General features: G+C 72.2%; 19 protein-coding genes. 17 read left to right on the forward strand and 2 right to left on the reverse strand.

The annotated features are described in order from the left end of the window. Positions 1 to 22 precede the first annotated feature (22 nt). Positions 23 to 1,639: a glycosyltransferase family 4 protein gene (locus tag SYYSPA8_RS05620; protein WP_323445822.1), complete on the forward strand. Its 1,617-nt coding sequence runs from the start codon at positions 23 to 25 to the stop codon at positions 1,637 to 1,639. Positions 1,640 to 1,658: 19 nt separating this feature from the next. Here SYYSPA8_RS05620 and SYYSPA8_RS05625 read toward each other — a convergent pair whose 3' ends face one another. Then, a complete protein-coding gene (locus SYYSPA8_RS05625) occupies positions 1,659 to 2,258 on the reverse strand; it encodes an acyltransferase (RefSeq protein WP_323445823.1) in 600 nt (199 codons plus the stop codon). Between the two features lie 304 nt (positions 2,259 to 2,562). Here SYYSPA8_RS05625 and rplU point away from each other — a divergent pair, with 304 nt between their 5' ends. The 11 genes from rplU to SYYSPA8_RS05680 all read left to right on the forward strand — a co-directional run bounded on the left by rplU (position 2,563) and on the right by SYYSPA8_RS05680 (position 17,273). Continuing rightward, positions 2,563 to 2,883 carry a 50S ribosomal protein L21 gene (gene rplU, locus SYYSPA8_RS05630; RefSeq protein WP_323445824.1) on the forward strand — a complete coding sequence of 107 codons (321 nt, stop codon included), beginning with the start codon at positions 2,563 to 2,565 and terminating at the stop codon, positions 2,881 to 2,883. A gap of 14 nt (positions 2,884 to 2,897) precedes the next feature. Next, a complete protein-coding gene (gene rpmA / locus SYYSPA8_RS05635; RefSeq protein ID WP_003957557.1) occupies positions 2,898 to 3,155 on the forward strand; it encodes a 50S ribosomal protein L27 in 258 nt (85 codons plus the stop codon). A gap of 267 nt (positions 3,156 to 3,422) precedes the next feature. After that, complete coding sequence (gene obgE, locus SYYSPA8_RS05640; protein WP_323445825.1) at positions 3,423 to 4,862, forward strand: GTPase ObgE; 1,440 nt, start codon at positions 3,423 to 3,425, stop codon at positions 4,860 to 4,862. Positions 4,863 to 5,028: 166 nt separating this feature from the next. After that, positions 5,029 to 7,104 carry a glycosyltransferase family 4 protein gene (locus SYYSPA8_RS05645; protein WP_323445826.1) on the forward strand — a complete coding sequence of 692 codons (2,076 nt, stop codon included), beginning with the start codon at positions 5,029 to 5,031 and terminating at the stop codon, positions 7,102 to 7,104. Between the two features lie 235 nt (positions 7,105 to 7,339). Continuing rightward, positions 7,340 to 8,839 (forward strand): bifunctional cytidylyltransferase/SDR family oxidoreductase, encoded by a 1,500-nt coding sequence (locus SYYSPA8_RS05650; protein WP_323445827.1) that lies wholly within the window; start codon positions 7,340 to 7,342, stop codon positions 8,837 to 8,839. Positions 8,840 to 9,045: 206 nt separating this feature from the next. Continuing rightward, positions 9,046 to 11,184, forward strand: a complete 2,139-nt coding sequence (locus SYYSPA8_RS05655; RefSeq protein ID WP_323445828.1) for a hypothetical protein — start codon at positions 9,046 to 9,048, stop codon at positions 11,182 to 11,184. A gap of 226 nt (positions 11,185 to 11,410) precedes the next feature. Next, the gene (gene proB / locus SYYSPA8_RS05660; protein ID WP_323445829.1) at positions 11,411 to 12,538 is read left to right on the forward strand and encodes a glutamate 5-kinase; all 1,128 of its coding nucleotides are present in this window, start codon (positions 11,411 to 11,413) and stop codon (positions 12,536 to 12,538) included. A gap of 406 nt (positions 12,539 to 12,944) precedes the next feature. Continuing rightward, a complete protein-coding gene (locus SYYSPA8_RS05665; RefSeq protein WP_407705935.1) occupies positions 12,945 to 13,427 on the forward strand; it encodes a hypothetical protein in 483 nt (160 codons plus the stop codon). A 558-nt stretch (positions 13,428 to 13,985) separates the two neighbouring features. Beyond that, positions 13,986 to 15,278 (forward strand): glutamate-5-semialdehyde dehydrogenase, encoded by a 1,293-nt coding sequence (locus tag SYYSPA8_RS05670; protein ID WP_323445830.1) that lies wholly within the window; start codon positions 13,986 to 13,988, stop codon positions 15,276 to 15,278. 67 nt (positions 15,279 to 15,345) lie between these two features. After that, entirely contained in the window at positions 15,346 to 15,936 is a 591-nt protein-coding gene (locus SYYSPA8_RS05675) for an SCO2584 family spore wall biosynthesis protein (RefSeq protein ID WP_323445831.1), read from the forward strand. Between the two features lie 83 nt (positions 15,937 to 16,019). Continuing rightward, entirely contained in the window at positions 16,020 to 17,273 is a 1,254-nt protein-coding gene (locus SYYSPA8_RS05680) for an SCO2583 family membrane protein (RefSeq protein WP_323445832.1), read from the forward strand. Positions 17,274 to 17,380: 107 nt separating this feature from the next. Here SYYSPA8_RS05680 and SYYSPA8_RS05685 read toward each other — a convergent pair whose 3' ends face one another. Further along, entirely contained in the window at positions 17,381 to 18,472 is a 1,092-nt protein-coding gene (locus SYYSPA8_RS05685; protein WP_323445833.1) for a M48 family metallopeptidase, read from the reverse strand. Positions 18,473 to 18,904: 432 nt separating this feature from the next. Here SYYSPA8_RS05685 and SYYSPA8_RS05690 point away from each other — a divergent pair, with 432 nt between their 5' ends. The 5 genes from SYYSPA8_RS05690 to SYYSPA8_RS05710 all read left to right on the forward strand — a co-directional run bounded on the left by SYYSPA8_RS05690 (position 18,905) and on the right by SYYSPA8_RS05710 (position 22,727). After that, positions 18,905 to 19,063 carry a hypothetical protein gene (locus tag SYYSPA8_RS05690; RefSeq protein ID WP_323445834.1) on the forward strand — a complete coding sequence of 53 codons (159 nt, stop codon included), beginning with the start codon at positions 18,905 to 18,907 and terminating at the stop codon, positions 19,061 to 19,063. Positions 19,064 to 19,112: 49 nt separating this feature from the next. Beyond that, complete coding sequence (nadD, locus tag SYYSPA8_RS05695; protein ID WP_323445835.1) at positions 19,113 to 19,736, forward strand: nicotinate-nucleotide adenylyltransferase; 624 nt, start codon at positions 19,113 to 19,115, stop codon at positions 19,734 to 19,736. A 19-nt stretch (positions 19,737 to 19,755) separates the two neighbouring features. Beyond that, positions 19,756 to 21,477, forward strand: coding sequence for an LCP family protein (locus tag SYYSPA8_RS05700; protein ID WP_323445836.1), 1,722 nt, complete (start codon positions 19,756 to 19,758; stop codon positions 21,475 to 21,477). 162 nt (positions 21,478 to 21,639) lie between these two features. Continuing rightward, on the forward strand, positions 21,640 to 22,074 hold the full coding sequence (gene rsfS / locus SYYSPA8_RS05705) for a ribosome silencing factor (protein WP_323445837.1): 435 nt from the start codon (positions 21,640 to 21,642) through the stop codon (positions 22,072 to 22,074). Then, entirely contained in the window at positions 22,071 to 22,727 is a 657-nt protein-coding gene (locus SYYSPA8_RS05710) for a histidine phosphatase family protein (RefSeq protein ID WP_323446321.1), read from the forward strand. The genes rsfS and SYYSPA8_RS05710 overlap by 4 nt, the downstream gene beginning before the upstream one ends. Positions 22,728 to 22,843: the final 116 nt, after the last annotated feature.

The following is a 22,843-nucleotide window of genomic DNA, read 5'->3' on the forward strand; positions in this document are numbered from 1 at the left end:
GCGAGCGGCAGGAGGCGCACGGATGAAGCCCGGGACACCAACGACCGACCCGACCGCCCCACCCGCCCCACCGGAGACCGGCGGCCCACCGGCCCGCCCCACGCGCGGACGGGTGGTGATGCTCGTCGACAACGGCGTCAAGGCCGACTCCCGCGTCCAGAAGGCCGCCCGCTCCGCCGCCCGCGCCGGCTGGGACGTCATCCTCTTCGGCGTGTCACCGACCACCCGCATCCAGACCTTCCGGCTCGGCGGCGCCCAGGTCCGCCTCGTCCCCAAACCCGCCCACCTGGAGCCCCGCCGCCACGAGCTGCGCCATCCGATGCTGCGCCGCCCCCTCGCGTACCGCTCCCAGCAGCTCGCCCGCTACCGGGTGCAGTCCGTGAAGGCCTGGCGCTCCGACCTGGCCTTCCGCCGGGCCGCCGCGCGGGCCGCCCGCGCCGGGCACCCCGGCGGGGCCGCCGGCGGCTCCGCGCTGCGGCTGCTGCTGCCCCGGCTGCTCGCCCGCGCGCTGAACTCCTGGGTCCGGCTGCGCGCCCGGGAGACCGCGAAGCTCCAGAAGGTACGGGGGCCGCTCACCGCCCCCGTCGACCGCGCCACCACCGCCCTGTGGTCCCTGCTGCTCGGCAAGCGCGCCTGGCGTCGGCTCATGCCCAACCTCTGGGACTACGAACTGGCCTTCGCCGCCCACATCGACGCCTTCGAACCCGACCTGATCCACGCCCACGACTTCCGGATGCTGGGCGTCGGGGCGCGCGCGGCGGTCCGGGGCCGGGCCCGGGGCCGCACGGTCCGGCTGGTCTGGGACGCGCACGAGTTCGTCCCCGGGCTGCCCCCGGTGCACGGCCGCTGGCTCCCCGGCCACATCGCCTGGGAACGGGAGCACGCGGGCTTCGCCGACGCGGTCGTCACCGTGTCCCCGCCGCTCGCCCACCGGCTCCAGCGCGGGCACCGGCTGCCCGAGCCGCCCGCCGTCGTCCTCAACGCCCCCGTCATGGCACCCGCCGCCGACGAGATCGCGGACGCGCCGCCCCTGCCGGACCTGCGCGCACTGTGCGGGATTGGCAAGGACACCCCGCTGCTGGTGTACGCGGGCGGGATCAGCGCCGTACGCGGGGTCGACACCGTGATCGACGCCCTGCCCGCGCTGCCGGGCGTCCATCTCGCGCTGGTCTCCGTCACCCCCCGGAAGATGAAGGCCGTGAACGGCACCCGCAAGGCCGCCGTCGCCGCCGGGGTCGCCGACCGGGTGCACCTCCTGCCCTACGTACCGCACTGGCAGGTCCCCGCGTTCCTCGCCACGGCGGACGCGGCGGTCAGCCCGCTGCGCCACCTCGCCAACCACGAGCTGGCGCTGAGCAACAAGTTCTTCGAGTACTCGCAGGCCGGGCTGCCGCTGCTGGTGAGCGACATCCGCACGATGGCCGAGACGGTGCGGGAGACCGGCCAGGGCGAGATCTTCCGGGCGGGGGACCCGGAGGACTTCGTCCGGGCGGCGAAGGAGGTACTGGCCGACCCCGGGCGGTACCGGAAGGCGTACGGGCGGCCGGGGCTGCTCGACGGCTGGACCTGGGAGGCACAGGCCGAGGTGCTGGACGCGCTCTACACCCGGCTGCTCCCGGACCGCCCGCCGCCCGGGTGAGACACCCCGTCCCTTTCAGTCAGTCCGCTTCTTCCAGTCCGTCGCCCGCCGCCCGGTAGCGCGCGCCCGTCTCCGGGCACCGCCACACCCCCGGTTCGTCCGGCCGGGCCACCAGCCGGGCGCCCGCCCGGCCGACCCAGCCGATGCGGCGGGCGGGCACCCCCGCGACCAGCGCGAAGTCGGGCACGTCCCGGGTGACCACCGCCCCCGCCGCCACCATCGCCCAGCGGCCGATCCGCAGCGGCGCCACACAGACCGCGCGCGCCCCCACGGAGGCGCCCTGCGAGATCCGTACGCCCACCGGCTCCCAGTCGCCGGCGCCCTTGCGCCGCCCGGAGGGGTCCACCGCGCGCGGGCGGCGGTCGTTGGTCAGCACGGCGGCGGGGCCGACGAAGACCCCGTCCCCCAGCTCGGCGGGCTCGTACACGAGGGCGTGGTTCTGCACCTTGCAGTTGTCGCCCAGCCGTACGCCCGCCCCGACATAGGCGCCCCGGCCGATCACGCAGCCGCCGCCGAGCCGGGCCCCCTCCCTGATCTGCGCCAGCTCCCAGACGGTGCTGCCGGGGCCGATCTCGGCGGTCGGGTCCACCTGCGCGGTGGCCCGTACGCTGTAATCCACCGGGTGCTCCACCGGGGCCGCCTCCCGTCACCGCTTCTGCCGTGCGGTCGTGGCGACCGTACGGAACGACAGGTCACCGCTCCGTGACGCCGTGCCGCGAGCATAGGCCCGGTTTGACCCTCCGGAGAGCCCCCCGTACCCTGGACCCTCGGTGTGTCTCCCTGCACACCCTCCCCTGAGCACCCTCCTCCCGCCGGGCTCCGCCGGGCCGGGAGAGGCCGTTCGTCCTTCCGGATCGTCGCGGGCCCCGGCCCGTGCGGACGGCTGGCATCAGGGGCCCGTTCCGAGCGAAAGAGAGTTCCGCGTGTACGCCATCGTGCGCAGCGGTGGTCGCCAGCACAAGGTTGCTGTCGGCGACATCGTCGAGGTTGACAAGATTTCCACCGCCAAGGTCGGCGACACGGTAGAGCTCTCTACCCTGCTCCTGGTCGACGGCGACGCCGTGACCAGCGACCCGTGGGTGCTGGCCGGAATCAAGGTCACGGCCGAGGTCGTGGACCACCACAAGGGCGCGAAGATCGACATCCTGCGCTACAAGAACAAGACCGGCTACCGCCGCCGCCAGGGTCACCGCCAGCAGTACACGGCGATCAAGGTCACCGGCATCCCCACCGCCGCGAAGTAAGGGACTGAGGAGACATGGCACACAAGAAGGGCGCATCGTCCACCCGGAACGGTCGCGATTCCAATGCTCAGCGGCTCGGCGTGAAGCGCTTCGGCGGTCAGGTCGTCAACGCCGGTGAGATCCTGGTCCGCCAGCGCGGCACCCACTTCCACCCGGGCACGGGCGTCGGCCGCGGCGGCGACGACACCCTGTTCGCGCTGAACGCCGGTGCGGTCGAGTTCGGCCGTCACCGTGGCCGCAAGGTCGTGAACATCGTTCCGGTCGCCGAGTAGTCACGTCGTTCCCGCGCCGCCCCCGGGTGGCGCTCGGACCTCGTACCTCGGTCACCGTCGAGCGTGATCCACGCGGGCGGTTTCCACACCGGAGGACGAGATCACGGCGGAGCGGTTCCCCTTGAGGGAATTTTCCGGCGTGTCCCGTTGGTTTCTGCGGAGGCGGACCACACTTCCCCCAGGGGTTTTCCCCGGGGAAGCGGGTCCGCCTTCGCTGTGTTAGAGCTAGAGCGTTTCACCAGTTTTCCCCAGCACTGGAGGCACCCCATGACCACCTTCGTGGACCGCGTCGAACTGCATGTCGCCGCGGGTAACGGAGGTCACGGCTGTGCCTCCGTCCACCGGGAGAAGTTCAAGCCGCTCGGCGGCCCCGACGGCGGCAACGGCGGCCGCGGCGGCGATGTGATCCTCGTCGTCGACCAGTCGGTGACCACCCTTCTCGACTACCACCACAGCCCCCACCGCAAGGCCACCAACGGCCAGCCCGGCGAGGGCGGCAACCGCTCCGGCAAGGACGGCCAGGACCTGGTCCTGCCGGTGCCGGACGGGACCGTCGTCCTCGACAGGCACGGTGAGGTCCTCGCCGACCTCGTCGGCCACGGCACCACCTTCGTCGCGGGCCAGGGCGGCCGGGGCGGCCTCGGCAACGCGGCCCTGTCCTCCGCCCGCCGCAAGGCGCCCGGTTTCGCGCTGCTCGGCGTGCCCGGCGAGGCCCGGGACGTGGTCCTGGAGCTGAAGACCGTCGCGGACGTGGCCCTCGTCGGCTACCCCAGCGCCGGCAAGTCGTCCCTGATCTCCGTGCTCAGCGCGGCCAAGCCGAAGATCGCCGACTACCCCTTCACCACCCTGGTGCCCAACCTCGGTGTCGTGACGGCCGGCTCCACCGTCTACACCATGGCCGACGTCCCCGGTCTGATCCCCGGCGCCAGCCAGGGCAAGGGCCTCGGCCTGGAGTTCCTGCGCCATGTCGAGCGCTGCTCGGTGCTGGTGCACGTACTGGACACGGCGACGCTGGAGTCCGAGCGCGACCCGCTCTCCGACCTCGACGCGATCGAGGCCGAGCTGAAGCAGTACGGCGGCCTGGAGGACCGGCCCCGGATCGTCGTCCTCAACAAGGTCGACATCCCCGACGGCCAGGACCTCGCCGAGCTGATCCGCCCCGACCTCCAGGCGCGCGGCTACCGGATCTTCGAGGTGTCGGCCGTGGCCCGTACCGGTCTGAAGGAGCTGTCCTTCGCGCTGGCCGGGATCGTCGCCGAGGCCCGTGCGGCCAAGCCGGTCCAGGAGGCCACCCGGATCGTCATCCGGCCCAAGGCCGTGGACGACGCCGGCTTCACCGTCCGGCAGGAGGCCGACGGCCTCTTCCGCGTCCGCGGCGAGAAGCCGGAGCGCTGGGTGCGCCAGACCGACTTCAACAACGACGAGGCCGTGGGCTATCTCGCCGACCGCCTCAACCGCCTCGGTGTCGAGGACCAGCTGATGAAGGCGGGCGCCCGCGCGGGCGACGGCGTCGCCATCGGCCCCGAGGACAACGCCGTGGTCTTCGACTGGGAGCCGTCCATGAACGCCGGCGCCGAGATGCTCGGCCGCCGGGGCGAGGACCACCGGATGGAAGCCCCCAGGCCCGCGGCCCAGCGCCGCCGGGACCGCGACGCGGAACGCGACGACGCCCAGCAGGCGTACGACGAGTTCGATCCCTTCAAGTGACCGACCGCATCGGCGCGGGGGCCGCCTCACCGGAGGCGTACACCCCGCGCCGATGCGTTTTTCGTCTCACCTTTCCAGTCGCATTTCCGTACAACCCCAAGCCCCCGTCACCCGTCGTATCTCACGGGACACGCAGGACAGGTCCCGGCAGACGAGCGGAGCATCGGTGAAGATTTCCTTTCTCATCCATACGATCCACGGGATCGGCGGCACGATCCGCACCACGCTGAATCTGGCGGAGGAGCTGGTCGACCGGCATGAGATCGAGATCGTGTCCATCTTCCGGCACCGGTTCGACACCGCCTTCGACATAGACCCGCGCATCACGCTGGTGGACCTCTTCAACAACAACCGGAAGTCCCCGGGGTGCGAGCTGGAGGACCCGCGCCACAAGGAACCCGCCGAGGCATTCCCCCGGAACGAGGCGCGGTACAAGGAGTACAGCAGGCTCATCGACGAGCGGGTGCGCGACCACTACGCCGACTCCGACGCGGACGTGGTCATCGGCACCCGCCCCGGCCTGGTCGCGTACGTGGCGCAGTTCGCCCCCGGCGGCGCGGTGGTCATCGGTCAGGAACACATGACCCACAACCACCACAAGAAGGCGCTGCGCGAGGAGATGCGGCCGTTCCTCGCCGATCTCGACGCCTTTGTGACGGTCTCCGAGGGCGACGCCGAGGTCTGGCGCCGGAATGTGTCGCTGCCGGACACCCGGATCCTGTCCATCCCCAACAGCGTCCCCCAGCCGGCCGTCGCCCCCGCCGATCTCGACGGCAATCTGGTGGTCGCCGCCGGACGGCTCTCCCGGGAAAAGCAGTACGAGATCCTGATCAAGGCATTCGCCAAAGTCGTCGCCAAGCATCCCGACTGGCACTTGCGCATTTGCGGCTGGGGCGGCGAAAAGGACAATCTCCGCCGGCACATCCTCAAATACAAACTGGCCAACAACGTCCAGCTGATGGGGCCGAGATCGCCCATCGACCCCGAGTGGGTCAAGGGCTCGATCGCGGTGTCCACCTCCCGTCACGAGTCCTTCGGAATGACCCTGGTGGAGGCCATGCGCAACGGCCTGCCTGTCGTCAGCACCGACTGCGACTACGGCCCGCGCGAGATCATCACCGCCGGCGAGGACGGGCTCGTCGTCCCCGTCGGCAAGGCCGACGCCGTCGCCCGCGCCCTCCTCACCCTCATCGAGGACGAGCAGCTGCGCCGGAGCATGGGCAAGGCGGCCATCGAGAACTCCCGCCGCTTCGACCCCGCCGCGATCGCCGACCGCTATCTCGACCTCTTCGCCGAACTCGGCGTCGAGGCCCCCGTCCGGCCCGCCCCGCGCACGGAGAGCGCCCCCGCCCCGGCCGCCGGCGGTGCCGCGGGCGAGTTCGCGCCGGTCGCCGACTGCGTCGCCGAGGCCGACGGCTCCCTGACCGTGTCGCTGCTCGACGCCGAGGCCATGTTCCTCGCCTACCCCGGACTGCGGCTGATCTGCTCCCGTACCCGCGCCGACGGCACCGCCGACGAACGCGTCTACCCCTTCACCCGGGCCGGCACCGCCGTCATCCCCGCCGGGGACGAGTTCGCCGAGGGCCGCTGGACCTGCCACGCCGAGCACCCCGCCGGCTCGCTGCGCGCCCCGCTGGGCTGCCGCTCCGTCGACCAGCGCGGCTCCCTGCGGGTCCAGGACCGTATGACCCTCGGGACCGGGGTGCGCCATCTGGTGCCCTACCGGCAGACGCCCCACCACCGGCTGGAGCTGCGCTCCTGGGTACGGCAGGTGCATGTCGAGGCCGGCCGGATCCGCCGGTCCGGGCCGAACATGATCCTCGAAGGCCGGGTCGTCGGCCCCGTGGACCCGGCCGGCGAGCCCGCCCTGATCATGCGCCGCCGGGGCGACGCCGCCGACGAGGTCGTCCTGCCCGGCACCCGCGAGGGCACCCGCGGCTTCCAGGTCGTCGTCCCCGGCGACACCCTGGCCCGCCGCCAGCTCACCGAGAAGGACCTGTGGGACATCTGGCTCCGCTTCACCCCCGGCCACGAGCCGGTACGGGTGGGCAGACTCCTTGACGACGTGGTCCAGAAGGGTGATGTCTTCGTCTACCCCGACGCCCTCACCCACAAGCCCCGGCCGATGCTGCTGGCCCGCCGCGCCCTGCGCCGGATCCAGCGCCGTGAGCAGCGACTCGTGAAGATCTCGCTGATCTATGGAGGAGGGAACGAGCTGCTGGTGCGGGTGACCGACCGCTGAGACGGACCCGGGGGCGGCCGGCGGCGCCCCGCCCCCGGGCACCGGGACCACCCAAACCCGGCCAGAATGTGGTTTCCGTCACGCATGCGGCCCGTACCGTCGGAGTCAACCTCCCAGCTCCCACCGTGAACAGCCGGTGGCGGGCGGGGGCGGGGCGGTCCCTGTCCACCTTGCGAGACGGTCACACAGAGTGCGACCATCGCACGGTCTCACTCGTCTGAAGGTAGGTCGTTCTGTGTCTGTGCACGAAGCCAAGCCCCGTACCACGGCTGTCGTCCTGGCCGGGGGTACCGGTCAGCGAGTGGGTCTCTCGATCCCGAAGCAGCTGCTGAAGATCGCCGGCAAGGCCGTCATCGAGCACACGCTGAGCATCTTCCAGCAGACCGACGCCATCGACGATGTGATCGTGCTGATGGCGCCCGGCTATGTGCCCGACGTGGAGAAGATCGTCGCCAAGGCCGGTCTGACCAAGGTCGTCAAGGTCATCGAGGGCGGCAGCACCCGCAACGAGACCACCGAGCGCGCCATCGCCGCCCTCGGCGAGGGCCTGGCCGAGGGCGAGGACCGCAATGTCCTCTTCCACGACGCCGTCCGCCCGCTGCTGTCACAGCGCGTGATCGAGGACTGTGTCGACGCCCTCGGCCGCTACCAGGCCGTCGACGTCGCCATCCCGTCCGCGGACACGATCATCGTCACCCGCACCCACGGCGAGGACGGCGAGTTCATCACCGACGTCCCCGACCGCTCCCGGCTGCGCCGCGGCCAGACCCCGCAGGCGTTCAAGCTCTCCACCATCCGCCGGGCGTACGAGGTCGCCGCGGGCGACCCGAACTTCCAGGCCACCGACGACTGCTCGGTCGTCCTCAAGTACCTGCCGGACGTCCCGATCCACGTCGTCGCCGGCGACGAGTACAACATGAAGGTGACCCAGCCGGTCGACGTCTTCATCGCGGACAAGCTCTTCCAGCTGGCGTCCACCGCCGCCCCCGCCCAGGCCGACGAGGCCGCCTACCGCGAGCTGCTCCAGGGCCGCACCCTCGTCGTCTTCGGCGGCTCCTACGGGATCGGCGCCGACATCGCCGCCCTCGCCGAGCAGTACGGCGCCAAGGTCTACGCGCTGGGCCGCTCCACCACCGGCACCCACGTCGAGAACCCGGAGCACGTGGACGACGCCCTCTCCAAGGCGTATTCCGAGACCGGCCGGATCGACTACGTCATCAACACGGCGGGCGTGCTCCGCATCGGCAAGCTGGCCGAGACGGACAACAACACCATCCAGGAAGCGCTGAACGTCAACTACCTGGCGCCCGTCCACATCGCCCGCGCCTCCTACAAGTACCTGGCGGAGACCAAGGGGCAGCTGCTGCTCTACACGTCCTCCAGCTACACGCGCGGCCGCGCCGAGTACAGCCTCTACTCCTCCACCAAGGCCGCCATGGTCAATCTGACCCAGGCGCTGTCGGACGAGTGGGCCGGCGACGGTATCCGGGTGAACTGCGTCAACCCCGAGCGGACGGCCACGCCGATGCGGACCAAGGCCTTCGGCGCCGAGCCGGCGGGCACCCTGCTCTCCTCGGAGGCCGTGGCCCGCACCTCGCTGGACGTCCTCCTCTCCGAGCTGACCGGACATGTGATCGACGTACGCCAGCAGGACCCGACCCGGGGCGCCAGCGAGGCGTCCGGCTTTGAGCAGGCACTCGCCGCCGTCCTGGCGCGTGGCGAAGATATGCAATAATTCGCTGTTAAAGCGATGAATGCTGTCACAGCAGTTTTCGGGCCTTCGCGAATGCCCCGACGAACACCTTTACCGGGGCAGTCGGGGGACGCGGGGGCCCGGTTGTGTGCTGTGCGACGGTCCTGACTCCACCTTCGGGTCGTGAAGTCCCGGATTCGCAATTCTCGCAAAAGGACCACATCGGCACCCTTTGGAGCAGGTTCTTCGTGATTTCCACAGCCATTCGACTGGCGCGCGTCGGCAGCCTGTCCGAGCTGACCGCCGCGGCTCTCATCGGACTCGGTTATCCCTGCGTCATGATCGCCGCGCTGCTGCCGAACGTCTGGCTGTTCGCGGCATTCGCGACCGTCACCTACGCGGCCGACTGGTATCTGCACCGCAAGGGCAGCTATCTGATCAACCGGCTCGCCAAGGTCCGGGTCGGCCTCACCATCCGCTTCCTGCTCCGCCAGGTGCTGCTGGTCCTGCTGCTGGCGCGCGAGGGCCTCGCCGAGAGCCCCCTCTTCTACACCGCCGTCGCCGGCTTCCTCGTCTTCTACGCCCTCCAGGCCCCGCACGGCGCGCTCACCACGCTGATCCGGCTCCGCCGCGCGATGCCCGTGGTCACCCGGAACGTCGACCTCCAGCTGGACATCCCGGACGCCGCCCCGCTGTTCCTGCGCCGCCGGGCCGCCGAGAAGATGCTCCACCTGGACATCCCCGCCATGCTCGGCGTGCTCCTCGCCGCCGCGCTGGGCGAGAACGTCCTCGGGTACGCGGGTATCGGCCTGAGCGTCGCCTTCGGCCTGCTCTACATCGCCGCCCTCGCCCCCTATCTGCGCCGCGGCAAGCGGGTGCCCGCCGCCCCCGTCGTCCTCGAAGCGGTCAGCGAGTGGCTGCGCCAGTACCAGCCCACCGTCGTGCTCTACTTCTCCGGCTCCAGCGAATCCGCCTACCAGGGCAACATGTGGCTGGAGACCATGGAGAACATCGAGGGCCGCCCGCTGATCATCATGCGCGAGCGCGGCCTGGTCGGAAAGCTCCACCCGACCACCGTCCCGGTGATCTGCGTCCCCGGCGCCACCCACCTGATGAACATGGACCTCTCCAGCGTCCGTGTCGCCCTCTACCCGGCCAACGTCGGCAAGAACATCCACCTGCTGCGCGTCCCGACCATCCAGCACGTCTTCATCGGCCACGGCGACAGCGACAAGCTCGCCAGCGTCAACCCGTACAGCAAGGTGTACGACGAGGTCTGGACCGCCGGGCGGGCCGGGCGCGACCGCTACGCGCTGGCCGACGTCGGTGTCCGCGACGACGACATCGTCGAGGTCGGACGGCCCCAGCTGGCGCCGATCAAGCCCTGGACCGGCACCCCGAAGAATCCGATCCCGACCGTCCTGTACGCCCCCACCTGGGAGGGCTGGGACACCAACCCGGGCAACACCTCGATACTGCTCGCCGGCGAGAACATCGTGCGCAGGCTCCTGGCCGCCGAGAACCCGGTCCGGGTCATCTTCAAGCCGCACCCGTTCACCGGCATCCGCGACAAGCAGGCCAAGATCGTCTCCGCGACCATCACCACGATGATCCGCGAGGCCAACGCCGCCCGCGCCGCCGACCCGAGCTGGGCCGCCCAGGCCGTCGCCGCCAAGCAGGACCAGGAGACGGCCAGGGCCGCGATGGTCCGGATCGAGGCCGAGCTGGCCGAGCTGGCGATCACCGGCAAGTCCGGGCGCGACGGCGCCGAGCTGTCCCGCGACTCCCTCGCCGACCCTCAGCGCCTGGCCCGGATCAAGGACCTGCGCGCCGAGTGGAACGAGGCGTACTGGGGCTCCGCCGGCTGGTGGGAGCACCTGGTCGTGACGGGCCCCGAGCCCAAGATCTACGACTGCTTCAACGAGTCCGACGCCATGGTCTCCGACATCTCCAGCGTCGTGTCCGACTTCATGGCCAGCGGCAAGCCGTACGCGCTCACCGACTCCGCCGAGCTGGGCGCCGAGGAGTTCCAGCGGCAGAACACCGCCGCCCGCGCCGCCGTGATCCTCACCAACAGCGCGGCCGAGCTGGACGAGCTGCTCGCGGCCGTCGCCTCCCCGGAGCGCGACACCCTCGCACAGGACCGGCAGGAGCTGAAGGAGTACCTCCTCGGCCCCGACAACCCGCCGTCCATGGACCGCTTCAACGACGCCGTCCGCGCGCTCGCGGCGGAGTCCGAGTCCCGCAACCTCGGTGTCGAGGAGCGGCTCAACGAGCAGGCGCAGGCGCAGGCGGAGCCCGGCATCGGCTCCTCGTCCCTCGGCTCCGGGGTGCCGGCGGACGCGGGCGCGGGCGCCGGCGACGCGCAGGCGCCGCTGTCCCGCTGACGTGTGCGCCGGGGGCCCGTACGGAACACTCCGTACGGGCCCCCGGCTGTTTGACGGCCCCCGGTTACGGCCCCGGCCGTTTCGGTTCCGGTGTCCGGCCGGGTCTTCGGGTGCCCGGGGGCGCCGGGGGGCGTGGGACGGGGCGCGTACGGGGGAGTGCCCGGGTCGCTGTCCAGCCGCTGAAATGCCCCGGCGGCCCGGTGCCCGACTGGCATAGATTCCTCCTGTGACAGAGGCAAGACAGCAGGTGAACCAGGCCCGCAGAATCGTCGTCAAGGTCGGCTCGTCCTCCCTGACCACGGCGTCCGGCGGGCTCGACGCCGACCGCGTGGACGCCCTCGTGGACGTGCTGGCGACCGTACGCAGCGGCGGCGAGAAGGAGATCGTGCTGGTCTCCTCCGGCGCCATCGCGGCGGGGCTCGCGCCACTCGGCCTCGCCCGCCGCCCCAAGGACCTCGCCCGCCAGCAGGCCGCCGCCAGCGTCGGCCAGGGACTCCTGGTCGCCCGCTACACGGCCTCCTTCGCCCGGTACGGCGTACGCGTCGGACAGGTCCTGCTCACCAGCGACGACACCAGCCGCCGCGCCCACTACCGCAACGCGTACCGCACCCTGGACCAGCTGCTCGCCATGGGTGCCGTGCCGGTCGTCAACGAGAACGACACCGTCGCCACCGACGAGATCCGCTTCGGCGACAACGACCGGCTCGCCGCCCTCGTCGCCCATCTCGTCCGGGCGGATCTGCTGGTGCTGCTCTCCGACATCGACGGCCTGTACGACGGGGACCCGGCGCGGCCCGGCAGCTCCAGGATCGAGCAGGTGCGCGGGCCGGCCGACATCGCCCATGTCGAGATCGGCAGCGCGGGCCGGGCGGGCGTGGGCACCGGCGGCATGGTCACCAAGGTGGAGGCCGCCCGGATCGCGGCCGCCGCCGGCGTCCCCGTCGTCCTCACCTCCGCCGTCCACGCGGCCGACGCCCTCGCGGGCCGGCCCACCGGCACCTTCTTCCACCGCACCGGGCGGCGCTCGGCCGACCGGCTGCTGTGGCTGGCGCACGCGTCCACCCCGCAGGGCGCGCTGATCCTGGACGACGGGGCCGTCGACGCCGTCGTCCACCGCCGGATGTCGCTGCTGCCCGCCGGGATCGCCGCCGTCGAGGGCGAGTTCAGCGCCGGGGACCCGGTGGAGCTGCGCGACGGCGCGGGCGCCGCCGTCGCCCGTGGCCTGGTCAACTTCGACGCCAGGGAGATGCCCCGGCTCCTCGGCCGCTCCACCCGCGACCTCGCCCAGGAACTCGGCCCCGAGTACGAGCGGGAAGTCGTACACAGGGACGATCTGGTCGTCCTCCACCCCTGAAACGGCTGAAAGTCCCGCCAACCAACAGGGACCTTTACCAAAAGCACCCCATGTTCGGTCCGGGGCTGGTCAACTTTGTTGCGGGGGGAAGACGGGGTACAGCACGACCGACCATGCAAACAGGAGGCCGCCGGTGAGACGAGCGCGCCCAGGGGACGTGCCCCGAGGGAACGGGGTCGTCCCGCACATCCGCAGGACAGCGGGGGAGACCACCCGCAGGGCGGCGGGGGAGACCTTCAGGACAGCGGGCGAGACGGCCCGCAGAACGGCGGGCGAAGCGGTCCGCAGGGCAGCCGGCGAGGAGCGGGCACTGACGGCCGTCGACGCCGGCGCCGACTTCGACGGGGACCCGGCCGAGCCCAGGGGCCCGGCGGTCCCGGGGCCGGTCGGCCTCGGCACGTCCGGGCTGCGCGGAACGGGATTCCGCACGGCCGGACAGGGGACGGGCCGGGGCGGCACGGCGGACGGACCGCGCGCCGCGCCCCGCCCGGATACCGGCCCCCGGGACGTCACCGATGTCACCGAGGCCATCGGCGACAACCGGACACCGTCGAAGCTGTGGCACATCACCCTCAGCGTCTCCGGCGCCGAGGCTCCGCTGACGGAGGTCCGGCGCGGTCTCGAACAGCTCGCGCACGATCATCCCTTTCTGCTGACCAGCCGCTACGCCAACGATCACGCCGAGATCCGCTACTGGGAGGAGGCACAGGACCTGCACGACGCGGCCGCCGTCGCCCTGCGGCTGTGGGGCGAGCACCGCTCGACCGCCAAACTGCCGCCGTGGAAGATCGTGGGCCTGGAGGTCATCGACCGGCAGACCTACCACCAGCGGATCGCGGAGGGCTACGGCCCACCACCGGCGACCCCGGTGGGCGTCCACCCCTTCTGAACCCTCCACCCGGCACCCTCCACCCTCCACCCGGCCCCGTCCACCGGACGGGGCCGGGGAGCGTGTACCGGCCGTGGGGCCGCTCCTCCGGTCGGGAGAGGCCCGGGCCTCTGCTCCCTCCGCGCGGTCTGAGTACGGGGTTCCGTGCCACGGGACAGGGGGTGCGGGCGGGGGCCGGTCCCGGGCCCTTGGACAGAGGGCCGGAGAACGCCACCCACGGCTCCCACGGGCCTGGTGGATCCCGGGGATCGTGCGGGTCCCGTGAGTCCTGAGTCCTGTGGGGCCGGAGGGTTTCCGTGCCACCTCGGCTCGGAGGGAACCGTCCACCGGTCACCGTCCACCGGCGGGCATCCACGCGGGCTGCGAGGAAGCCTCACCCGGGCTCCGCGCGGACTCCGCCGGGCGAGCCCGGCGTCGGGGCGCACGAACCCCCGGCCGGGCCCGGCGGAACGGGTCCGGGCGGGCGGTCCACAGGCCGGCCGGGCCCGCCGTCTCGCACTGCGGGACGGCAGGCGAACGGCGCAGGACGGCCCCGCCCGGCGCACTACCCTGCGGGGTATGACCACGAGCACGCCTCCCTCGCCGCACGACACCACCTCCCCGGTCGTCCGGGCCGCCCAGCGGGCCCGCACCGCCGCCGCCGACATCGCGCCACTGCCGCGCTCGGCGAAGGACGCGGCGCTGCTGGCCATCGCGGACGCTCTGGAGGCCCGCACGGCCGAGGTCGTCGCCGCCAACGCCGAGGACACCGCCCGCGCCCGGGAGGCCGGGACCAGCGAGTCGATCATCGACCGGCTCACGCTCACCCCCGAGCGGGTCCGCGCCATCGCCGCCGACGTCCGCGATGTGGCCGCCCTCCCCGACCCGGTGGGCGAGGTCGTCCGGGGCTCCACCCTCCCCAACGGCATCGACCTGCGGCAGATCCGCGTCCCCCTCGGCGTGGTCGGCATCATCTACGAGGCCCGCCCCAACGTCACCGTCGACGCCGCCGCCCTCTGCCTCAAGTCCGGCAACGCCGTCCTGCTGCGCGGCTCGTCCTCCGCGTACTCCTCGAACACCGCCCTGGTGGCCGTCCTGCGGGACGCCGTCGCCGGTGCCGGGCTGCCCGCCGACGCGATCCAGCTGGTGCCCGGCGAGTCCCGCGACTCCGTGCAGGAGCTGATGCGCGCCCGCGGCCTCGTCGACGTCCTGATCCCGCGCGGCGGCGCCGGACTGATCCGTACCGTGGTCGAACAGTCCACCGTCCCCGTCATCGAGACCGGCACCGGCAACTGCCACGTCTACGTGGACGCCGTCGCCGACCTGGACATGGCCGTCGACATCCTGGTCAACTCCAAGGCCCAGCGCCCCAGCGTCTGCAACGCCGCCGAGACCCTCCTCGTCCACCGGGACATCGCGGACGCCTTCCTGCCCCGGGCCCTCGACGCCCTGGCCGACGCCGGGGTCACCGTCCACGCCGACGAGCGGGTCCGCGAGCGTGCCGAAGGGACCCGGGCCACCGTCGTGGCGGCCGTCCCCGAGGACTGGGAGACGGAGTACCTCTCCTACGACATCGCCGCCGCCGTCGTCGACTCGCTCGACGACGCCGTCGCCCACATCCGGCGCTGGTCCTCGGGTCACACCGAGGCCATCGTCACCACCTCCCAGGCCGCCGCCCGCCGCTTCACCCAACTGGTGGACTCCACGACGGTCGCCGTGAACGCCTCCACCCGCTTCACCGACGGCGGCCAGTTCGGCTTCGGCGCCGAGATCGGCATCTCCACCCAGAAGCTGCACGCCCGGGGGCCGATGGGGCTCCCGGAACTGACGTCGACGAAGTACATCGTCACCGGGGACGGCCACACCCGCTGACCTCCTCCCGCGGGGAGACTTCCCCCTCGCACTGCCCAAACCCCCCGGCCGGGTCTACTCTGAATCCGTGCCGGACGACGTGGGGGGCAGGCCGTTCCCGGACGGCTGGGAGCCCGACGACGACCGCGGAGGCGCGGACGAGGACTTCGCCCCCGTGGTGTTCGACGAGGACTTCGTACGGGCCGCCGAGGTCCACGAGCCGACGGCGGTGGAGCGCCTGCTCGCCGCCGCCCAGGCCCGCGCCGAGGCGGAGGCGGCCCGCGCCGCCGGAGCCGTCCCCGGCGCCCACGACGACGATCCGGGAGGCGGCCGCGGCCGCCTCCGCGACGGCGACCACGGCGACGCCGACGACCTGTGGGACCTGGACCCGTACGGCCCCGACGGCGGAGCCCTGCGCCCCTACCGGGGCAGCGCCCGCTGGCACCGTCCCGTCGCCTGGGTGCTGGCCCTGGTGATGGGCATCGGGATGGTCGCCCTCGCCTTCACCGCCGTCTACCGGGGAGCCTCCGGCGGCCGTCAGGAACCGGCGCCGTCCCCGGCGACGACCGGCGTCGACACCACCGCGCCCCCCGGCACCGCGGCCGGCCTCCCGGTCACCCCATCGGCCGAGCCCGCCCGCTCCGCTCCCCGGATCCCCGCGGACCCGAGCGCCCCCTGATCACCACCCGACCGCCCCCTTCTTGCCTCCCGCGCCCTGAGCCACCACGTTTACCGGAGCCTCCTGGGACCAACCCTCAAGGTATGGCTGGTCGCAGAGACCCACCCGAGGGGACACCCGACGGTCTCCCCGACGGCGGTGAGGACGAGTACCGGTCCGTCGTCTTCGACGAATCGTTTGTACGGGCGGCACGACTCCAGGAGTACTCCGCCCTGGAACGGCTGGACGGACACACCCGCGCCGTCCGCAGCCTCCCCTCTCGCACCCCCCGGTCCGGCTCCCTGCCGACCGTGTTCATCATCGGCATGCTCTCCCTGCTGATCGCCCTGGTCTTCGGAACCGCCATCTACCTCGGTGTCCGCCCGTCCTTCCAGGCCAAGCAGGCCACGCGGCCCGCCCCGCTGCGTATCACCGTGATCCCCCTCGCTCCCCAGGGACCCGTCCCCGGGGGTGCTCCCGCCGACCTCTTCGCCCGCAGCCCCGCCGCGCACTTCCGCACCGGCGCAGCCGGCATCGTCCTGCCCGGTGTCCGGCGCACCGAACACTTCTCCACCGATCAGGTGGTCGCCGCCCTCACCACCGTCAAGGACTATCTGGTGGAGTCCTCGCTCAACCCCGAGGTGCTCACCGGCTCCGCCGTCCGGCCCGTGCGACTGCTCCTCGACCCCGACCAGCACCAGCAGTTCGACCGGAGCATGGCCACCCCGGCACCCGACGGCCGCCACGCGGCCACCGGCTGGCTCGTCCGCTACGACCCCGCCCGGGTCGCCCTGGCCGACCCCGCCGTACGGGTACGCGGCACCCTCACCGTCACCGAAGCGGCCTCCGGCACCCTGGAGATCACCTCCGACCACACCTTCGTCTACGCCCTCCGCCCCGCCACCGGCCGCCCCGGCGGTACCAGCCGGGACGACGACAGCGACCAGGAGGACGCCCACAGGCGGGACGACCCCGCCGCACCGGCCGCCGGAACCGGCCCGTACACCTCCGCCTTCGGCGCGACGGGCACGCCCCGCAGGACCACCGGGCCGCTCGGAGCCCCTGCCGACGCCTCGCTCTTCACGGTCCGGCGCGAACTGCACTTCCGCTTCGACCGGGAGGACCTGGACCGCCACCGGGCGGAACTGGTCGCCGGCCGGGTCCAGGCCGGGCCGCACAGCTGCGCCACGGACGCCTCCGGCGCGCTGCGCCCCCTGCTGGCCGGCCAGCAGGCCACCACGGGCCTCCCGGCCGCCACCGACCCCTACGCCCCGGACGGCCATCCCGCGGCGCTCTGCGGCTCCCTGGACCCCGCGGCCCAGCCGACCCCCCAGGACCCCGGCCCCGCCCACTCCTGACCACAGCCCTGACCACGGCCGGCCCTGACCACGGCCGGCCCTGGCTCCGGCCCCGACCTCGGCACCGGGCCTCCGCAGGGCCGCCCGGTCCGCCGGTGCCTGCTGTCCTAGCTCTCGCCCCCGCCCTTGCCCTCACCGTCCTTCGAGCCGTCCCTGGGCGCGTCCTTCGCTCCGCCGCCGGCGCCCGTGAACTTGTCGCGCAGCCGCCCGCCCAGGTCGCCCGCGCCGCCGGCTATGTCACCGACCAGCTTCATCAGCGGATCCTTGCTGGTGCGCACGGTGTCCTTGTAGTGCGCCGCGGACTCCCGGATGGAGTCGGTGACCGAGGTGTCCCCGTCCTCCGAGCGCCGGGGGTAGTGGCCGTCCATGATCCGCTGGTAGTCGCGGCTCTCCGCCCACTTCTTCAGCTCCGCCGCCCGGACCGTGGTGAACGGGTGCGAGCGCGGCAGCACATTGAGGATCTTCAGCACGGAGTCCCGCAGGTCGCCGCCCTTCTCGTACTCCTCGGCCTGCCGCAGGAACGCGTCGATGTTCATCTCGTGGAGGTGGTTGCCGCCGGCTATCTTCATCAGCCCGCGCATCGACGCCTGGAGATCCTGGCCCACCAGCAGGCCCGCCCGGTCCGCGGACAGCTCCGACTTGCGGAACCACTCCCGCAGCGCGGTGACGATCGCCATGATCGCCACATTGCCCAGCGGGATCCAGGCCACCTTGAGCGCCAGATTGGTCAGGAACAGCAGGATCGTGCGGTAGACGGAGTGACCCGACAGCGCGTGGCCCACCTCGTGGCCCACGACCGCCCGCATCTCCTCCTCGTCCAGCAACTCCACCAGACCGGTCGTCACCACGATGATCGGCTCGTCCAGGCCGATGCACATGGCGTTGGGACGCGGATCCTGCGTGACGTACATCGCCGGGACCTTCTCCAGGTCCAGGATGGAGCAGGCGTCCCTCAGCATCGAGTTGAGGTGGGCGAACTGCTCATCGCCCACCCGGACCGAGTCCGAGAGGAAGAGAAGCCGCAGGCTGCGCTCGGGCAACAGCCCGCTCAGCGCCTTGAAGACCGTGTCGAACCCGGTGAGCTTGCGGAGCGCGACCAGCGCGGAGCGGTCCGCGGGGTGTTCGTACGCCCGCGAGGAGATGCCCGGGAAGCGCTTGCGCTGCCGGCTCGGCACATTCGTGTGGCTGCTTTCGGACATTCGTGCCCCCTGTGCACCCGTTGGTGCGTCGTGCGTGTGCTGTCTCGGCCGTACGGTGCCCTGTGCTCCGTACGCATGGATGTGGCGTGTCCACCATCCGCCGCCCGCCCGTGCGCCCCCGCCCGCGCCCGCCTGCTCGCGTACGCGGGTGGGGCGGACATGACGGACCGGTGGTGCCGGTGTGTGCGATCGATCCGTGCTCGCCCCCCTGACAGATCTCAGCGTAGGTGGTGGACTCCACGGGTGCCGGAGCCTGTGGATAACTCCGGAAGGACGGCTCTCCACGGCCCCGCCCGCCCGCGCGGCGACGCCGGAACGACGCCCCGACCCCCACAACGCCTGAGTCGGCGTGAGCGTGCCCGAGGGTCCCGCATACGATGTGGGCGAAGTCTCCCCGCTTTGTTTCCCCGATTGGATAAGGGCCCGCCGAAGATGAGCCTCAACAGCACCTCCGTCAATCTGGTCACTCTCGCCGAGGGCGACAAGGCGCTCAACCACCCCAGCCTGGACCCCCTGCTCGTCGGTGGCGGTGCGCTGCTCGCGCTGCTCCTGCTGCTGTGGATCACGGTGAGCTTCAACCGCGACCGCTGAGCGGACGGCCGGGACGGACCGCGCGACCGTGCCAGTAGGCTCTGCACGCATGGGAGAGCAGGAAGTGCCGAAGGGGCCCGGTTCCGGCCGTCGGCGACTCGGAGTGATGGGCGGGACCTTCGACCCGATCCACCATGGACATCTGGTGGCCGCCAGTGAGGTGGCCGCCCTCTTCCACCTGGACGAGGTGATGTTCGTCCCGACCGGGCAGCCGTGGCAGAAGACCCACAAGGCCGTGTCCCCCGCCGAGGACCGCTATCTGATGACGGTCATCGCCACGGCGTCCAACCCGCAGTTCTCGGTCAGCCGCATCGACGTCGACCGCCCGGGCCCGACGTACACGATCGACACGCTGCGGGACCTGCGCGCCCTCAACCAGGACGCGGACCTGTTCTTCATCACCGGGGCGGACGCCCTCTCGCAGATCCTCGGCTGGCGCGACGCGACGGAACTGTTCTCGCTGGCCCACTTCATCGGGGTGACCCGGCCCGGTCACGACCTCACCGACGACGGACTGCCCGAGGGCAAGGTCTCCCTGGTGGAGGTCCCCGCGCTGGCGATCTCGTCCACCGACTGCCGCTCGCGGGTAGCCAAGGGCGACCCCGTCTGGTATCTCGTGCCCGACGGTGTGGTGCGCTACATCGACAAGCGCCAGTTGTACCGCGGCGAGTGAGCCGCGGAGAGGGGCACCGGTGAACGACCAGCAGAATCCGTACGATCCGTACTACCCGCAGCCGCGGCTCCTCGGCTACGACGCGTACGGACAGCCGGTCTACGAGCAGCCCCCGCAGTACGACCCGTACGCCGGGCAGTCCCACCTCGGCGACCCGCCTCAGCTGTACCAGGGGCAGTCCCCGCAGCAACAGCCGTACGTGCCCCAGCAGTACGAAGGTCAGCGGTACCAGGGAGAACAGCAGTACCCCGGGCCGTACCAGGACCAGGGGCCCGCCGGGTACGACGGCGGGGGCCACGACCCCTACGCGCCGTCCGCGCCGCAGGCCGCGCCCTACGATCCGTATGCCGGGCAGCCCCGGGAGGCGGGCGGGGGAGACGCCCACGGCGCCGGCACCGTGCCCGCCCCCGCCGACACCTCCCAGTCGTGGCAGGTGCCGCAGCAGCCCACCCCTGACCGGCCGGCACCGGAACGGCCCGAGACGGACCGTGAGTACCGCACCGAGCAGTTCTCCTTCATCGAGGAGCCGGACGACGCGTCCGAGGACGTCATCGACTGGCTGAAGTTCACCGAGAGCCGTTCCGAGCGGCGCGAGGAGGCCCGCCGCCGGGGCCGCAACCGCGTCATCGCCCTCGTCGTCGTCCTCGTCGTCCTGCTCGCGGGCGGCGCCGGCTACCTCTGGTTCACCGACGGACTGCCCGGCGGCTCCTCCGGGGAGAAGGGCGGTACGGCGTCCGGCGGACCGCAGAAGCGCGACGTGATCGTGGTGCATCTGCACAACACCAAGAAGAAGGGCACCTCGACGGCGCTCCTCGTGGACAACTCCACCACCCGTCAGGGCACCACCGTGCTGCTGCCCAACTCCCTCGCCGTCGCCCACGACGACGGCACCGGCACCACCCTCGGCAAGTCCGTGGACGAGGACGGATCCGAAGGGACCCGGGAGGCCGTCGGCGCCCTCCTCGGCGCGCGGATCACCGGCACCTGGCGGCTCGACACCCCCTTCCTGGAGAACCTGGTCGAACTGGTCGGATCCGTCGACGTGACCACCGACGCCGCCGTCCCCGCGCCCAAGGGCGGCGACCCGCTCGTCAAGAAGGGCGAGAACCAGACACTCAACGGCCGGGCCGCCGTCGCCTACGCCACCCACCGCGGCCCCGGCGAGACCGAGGCCGCACAGCTCCAGCGCTTCGGCCAGGTCATGCGGGCGGTGCTGCGGAAACTGCCGAGCGACGCGCGATCGGCCACCGTCACCGTCGAGACCCTGGGACAGATCCTCGACCCCTCGCTCACCGAGAGTGCCCTCGGGGCGTCGCTCGCCACGCTCTCCGAGTACGCCAAGGGCGGCGACTACCGCACCGAACTGCTCCCCGTGCGGGAGGACGGCACCCTCAGCGAGCAGGCGGCCGACGACGTCGTCAAGAACATCCTCGGCGGCTCCGTCACCACCAGTGACAAGGGTGACGCCGTCCGGGTGGCCATCCGCAACGCCACCGGCCGGGCATCGGTCTCGGAGAACGCACGGGTTCTGCTGGTCAACGGCGGATACGCGGTCGTCGACAGCGGCAGGGCCGACCCCGCCACCACCTCCTCCGTCACCTACGGTGACGAGGCCCGGAAGGCGGAGGCCGAGGAGGTCGCCAAGACCCTGGGCCTGCCCGGGACCGCCGTGAAGAAGGCCGCCCCCGCGCCCAACGCCGAGATCGGCGTGGTGCTGGGCCAGGACTTCCCGACCGGCTGACCCCGGACAATCGGCGGGAGGCCGACCCGTACACCCCGCTGACCAGCAGAGACAGCCAGTGGATCAGCGGGGGAGCGCGCCGGGGCACGGAACGGCGGAGAGGGCTGTCGGTGGCACGTGAGACCCTGGTGGAGACATCGGACCGCCGACGAAAGCCTGCTTGTGACCGCTACGGACCGCTCCATCGAGCTCGTCAACGCCGCCGCCCAGGCGGCCGCCGACCGACTCGCGCACGACATCATCGCGTACGACGTCAGCGACGTGCTGTCGATCACCGACGCCTTCCTGCTCGCCTCCGCGCCCAACGACCGCCAGGTCAAGTCCATCGTCGACGAGATCGAAGAGCGGCTCAGCAAGGAACTCGGCGCCAAGCCGGTCCGCCGGGAGGGCGACCGCGACGCCCGCTGGATCCTCCTCGACTACGTCGACATCGTGATCCACGTCCAGCACAGCGAGGAGCGCGTCTTCTACGCCCTGGAGCGGCTCTGGAAGGACTGCCCCGAGCTGCCGCTGCCCGAGGACGCGCAGAAGACCCGGGGCAAGGCGAAGGAGCACGCCGAACTGACCGGCAACACCCCGGACGGTGAGTTGAGCTGAACGAGGACGCGTACAAGCGCACCGGCCGCCGCATCGTCCTGTGGCGGCACGGGCAGACCGCCTGGAACCTGGAGCGCCGCTTCCAGGGCACCACGGACATCCCGCTGACCGAGACGGGCATCGCCCAGGCCCGGCGGGCGGCGCGGCTGCTGGCGTTCCTGAAGCCGGACGCGATCGTCGCCTCCGACCTCAAGCGCGCCGCCGCCACGGCCACCGAGCTGGCCGAGCTGACCGGTCTCCCCGTCACCCATGACGAGGGGCTGCGCGAGTCCTGGGCCGGTGTCTGGCAGGGGCTGACCCACCAGGAGATCATCGAGCGGTACAACGAGCAGTACACGGCCTGGAAGCGCGGCGAGCCCGTGCGCCGGGGCGGCGGTGAGCTGGAGGCCGAGGTCGCGGACCGGGCCGCGCCCGTGGTGCTGCGCCACGCCGAGCGGCTGCCGGAGAACGGCACGCTGGTGGTGGTCAGCCACGGCGGCACCATCCGGACCACCATCGGACGGCTGCTCGGCCTGGAGTCCCAGCACTGGGAGAGCCTGGGCGGGCTCTCGAACTGCTGCTGGTCGGTGCTGGGGGAGGGCGCGCGCGGCTGGCGGCTCCTGGAGCACAACGCGGGCACCCTGCCCGAGCCGGTCCTCGGCGACGACGACTGACCCGTCCGGGTGGCCGGGGCCGTACCGGGGTGCTCCCCGGGCCGCTGCCCCGGCCCCCGACGGCCCGGCCGGGGCCCCGCGGCCCCGGATTTCACTTTCCGGCAGGTCGCAGGCTA

The sequence above is a fragment of the Streptomyces yaizuensis genome (genome assembly GCF_034961445.1).
GTDB classification, from domain to species: Bacteria; Actinomycetota; Actinomycetes; order Streptomycetales; family Streptomycetaceae; genus Streptomyces; species Streptomyces yaizuensis.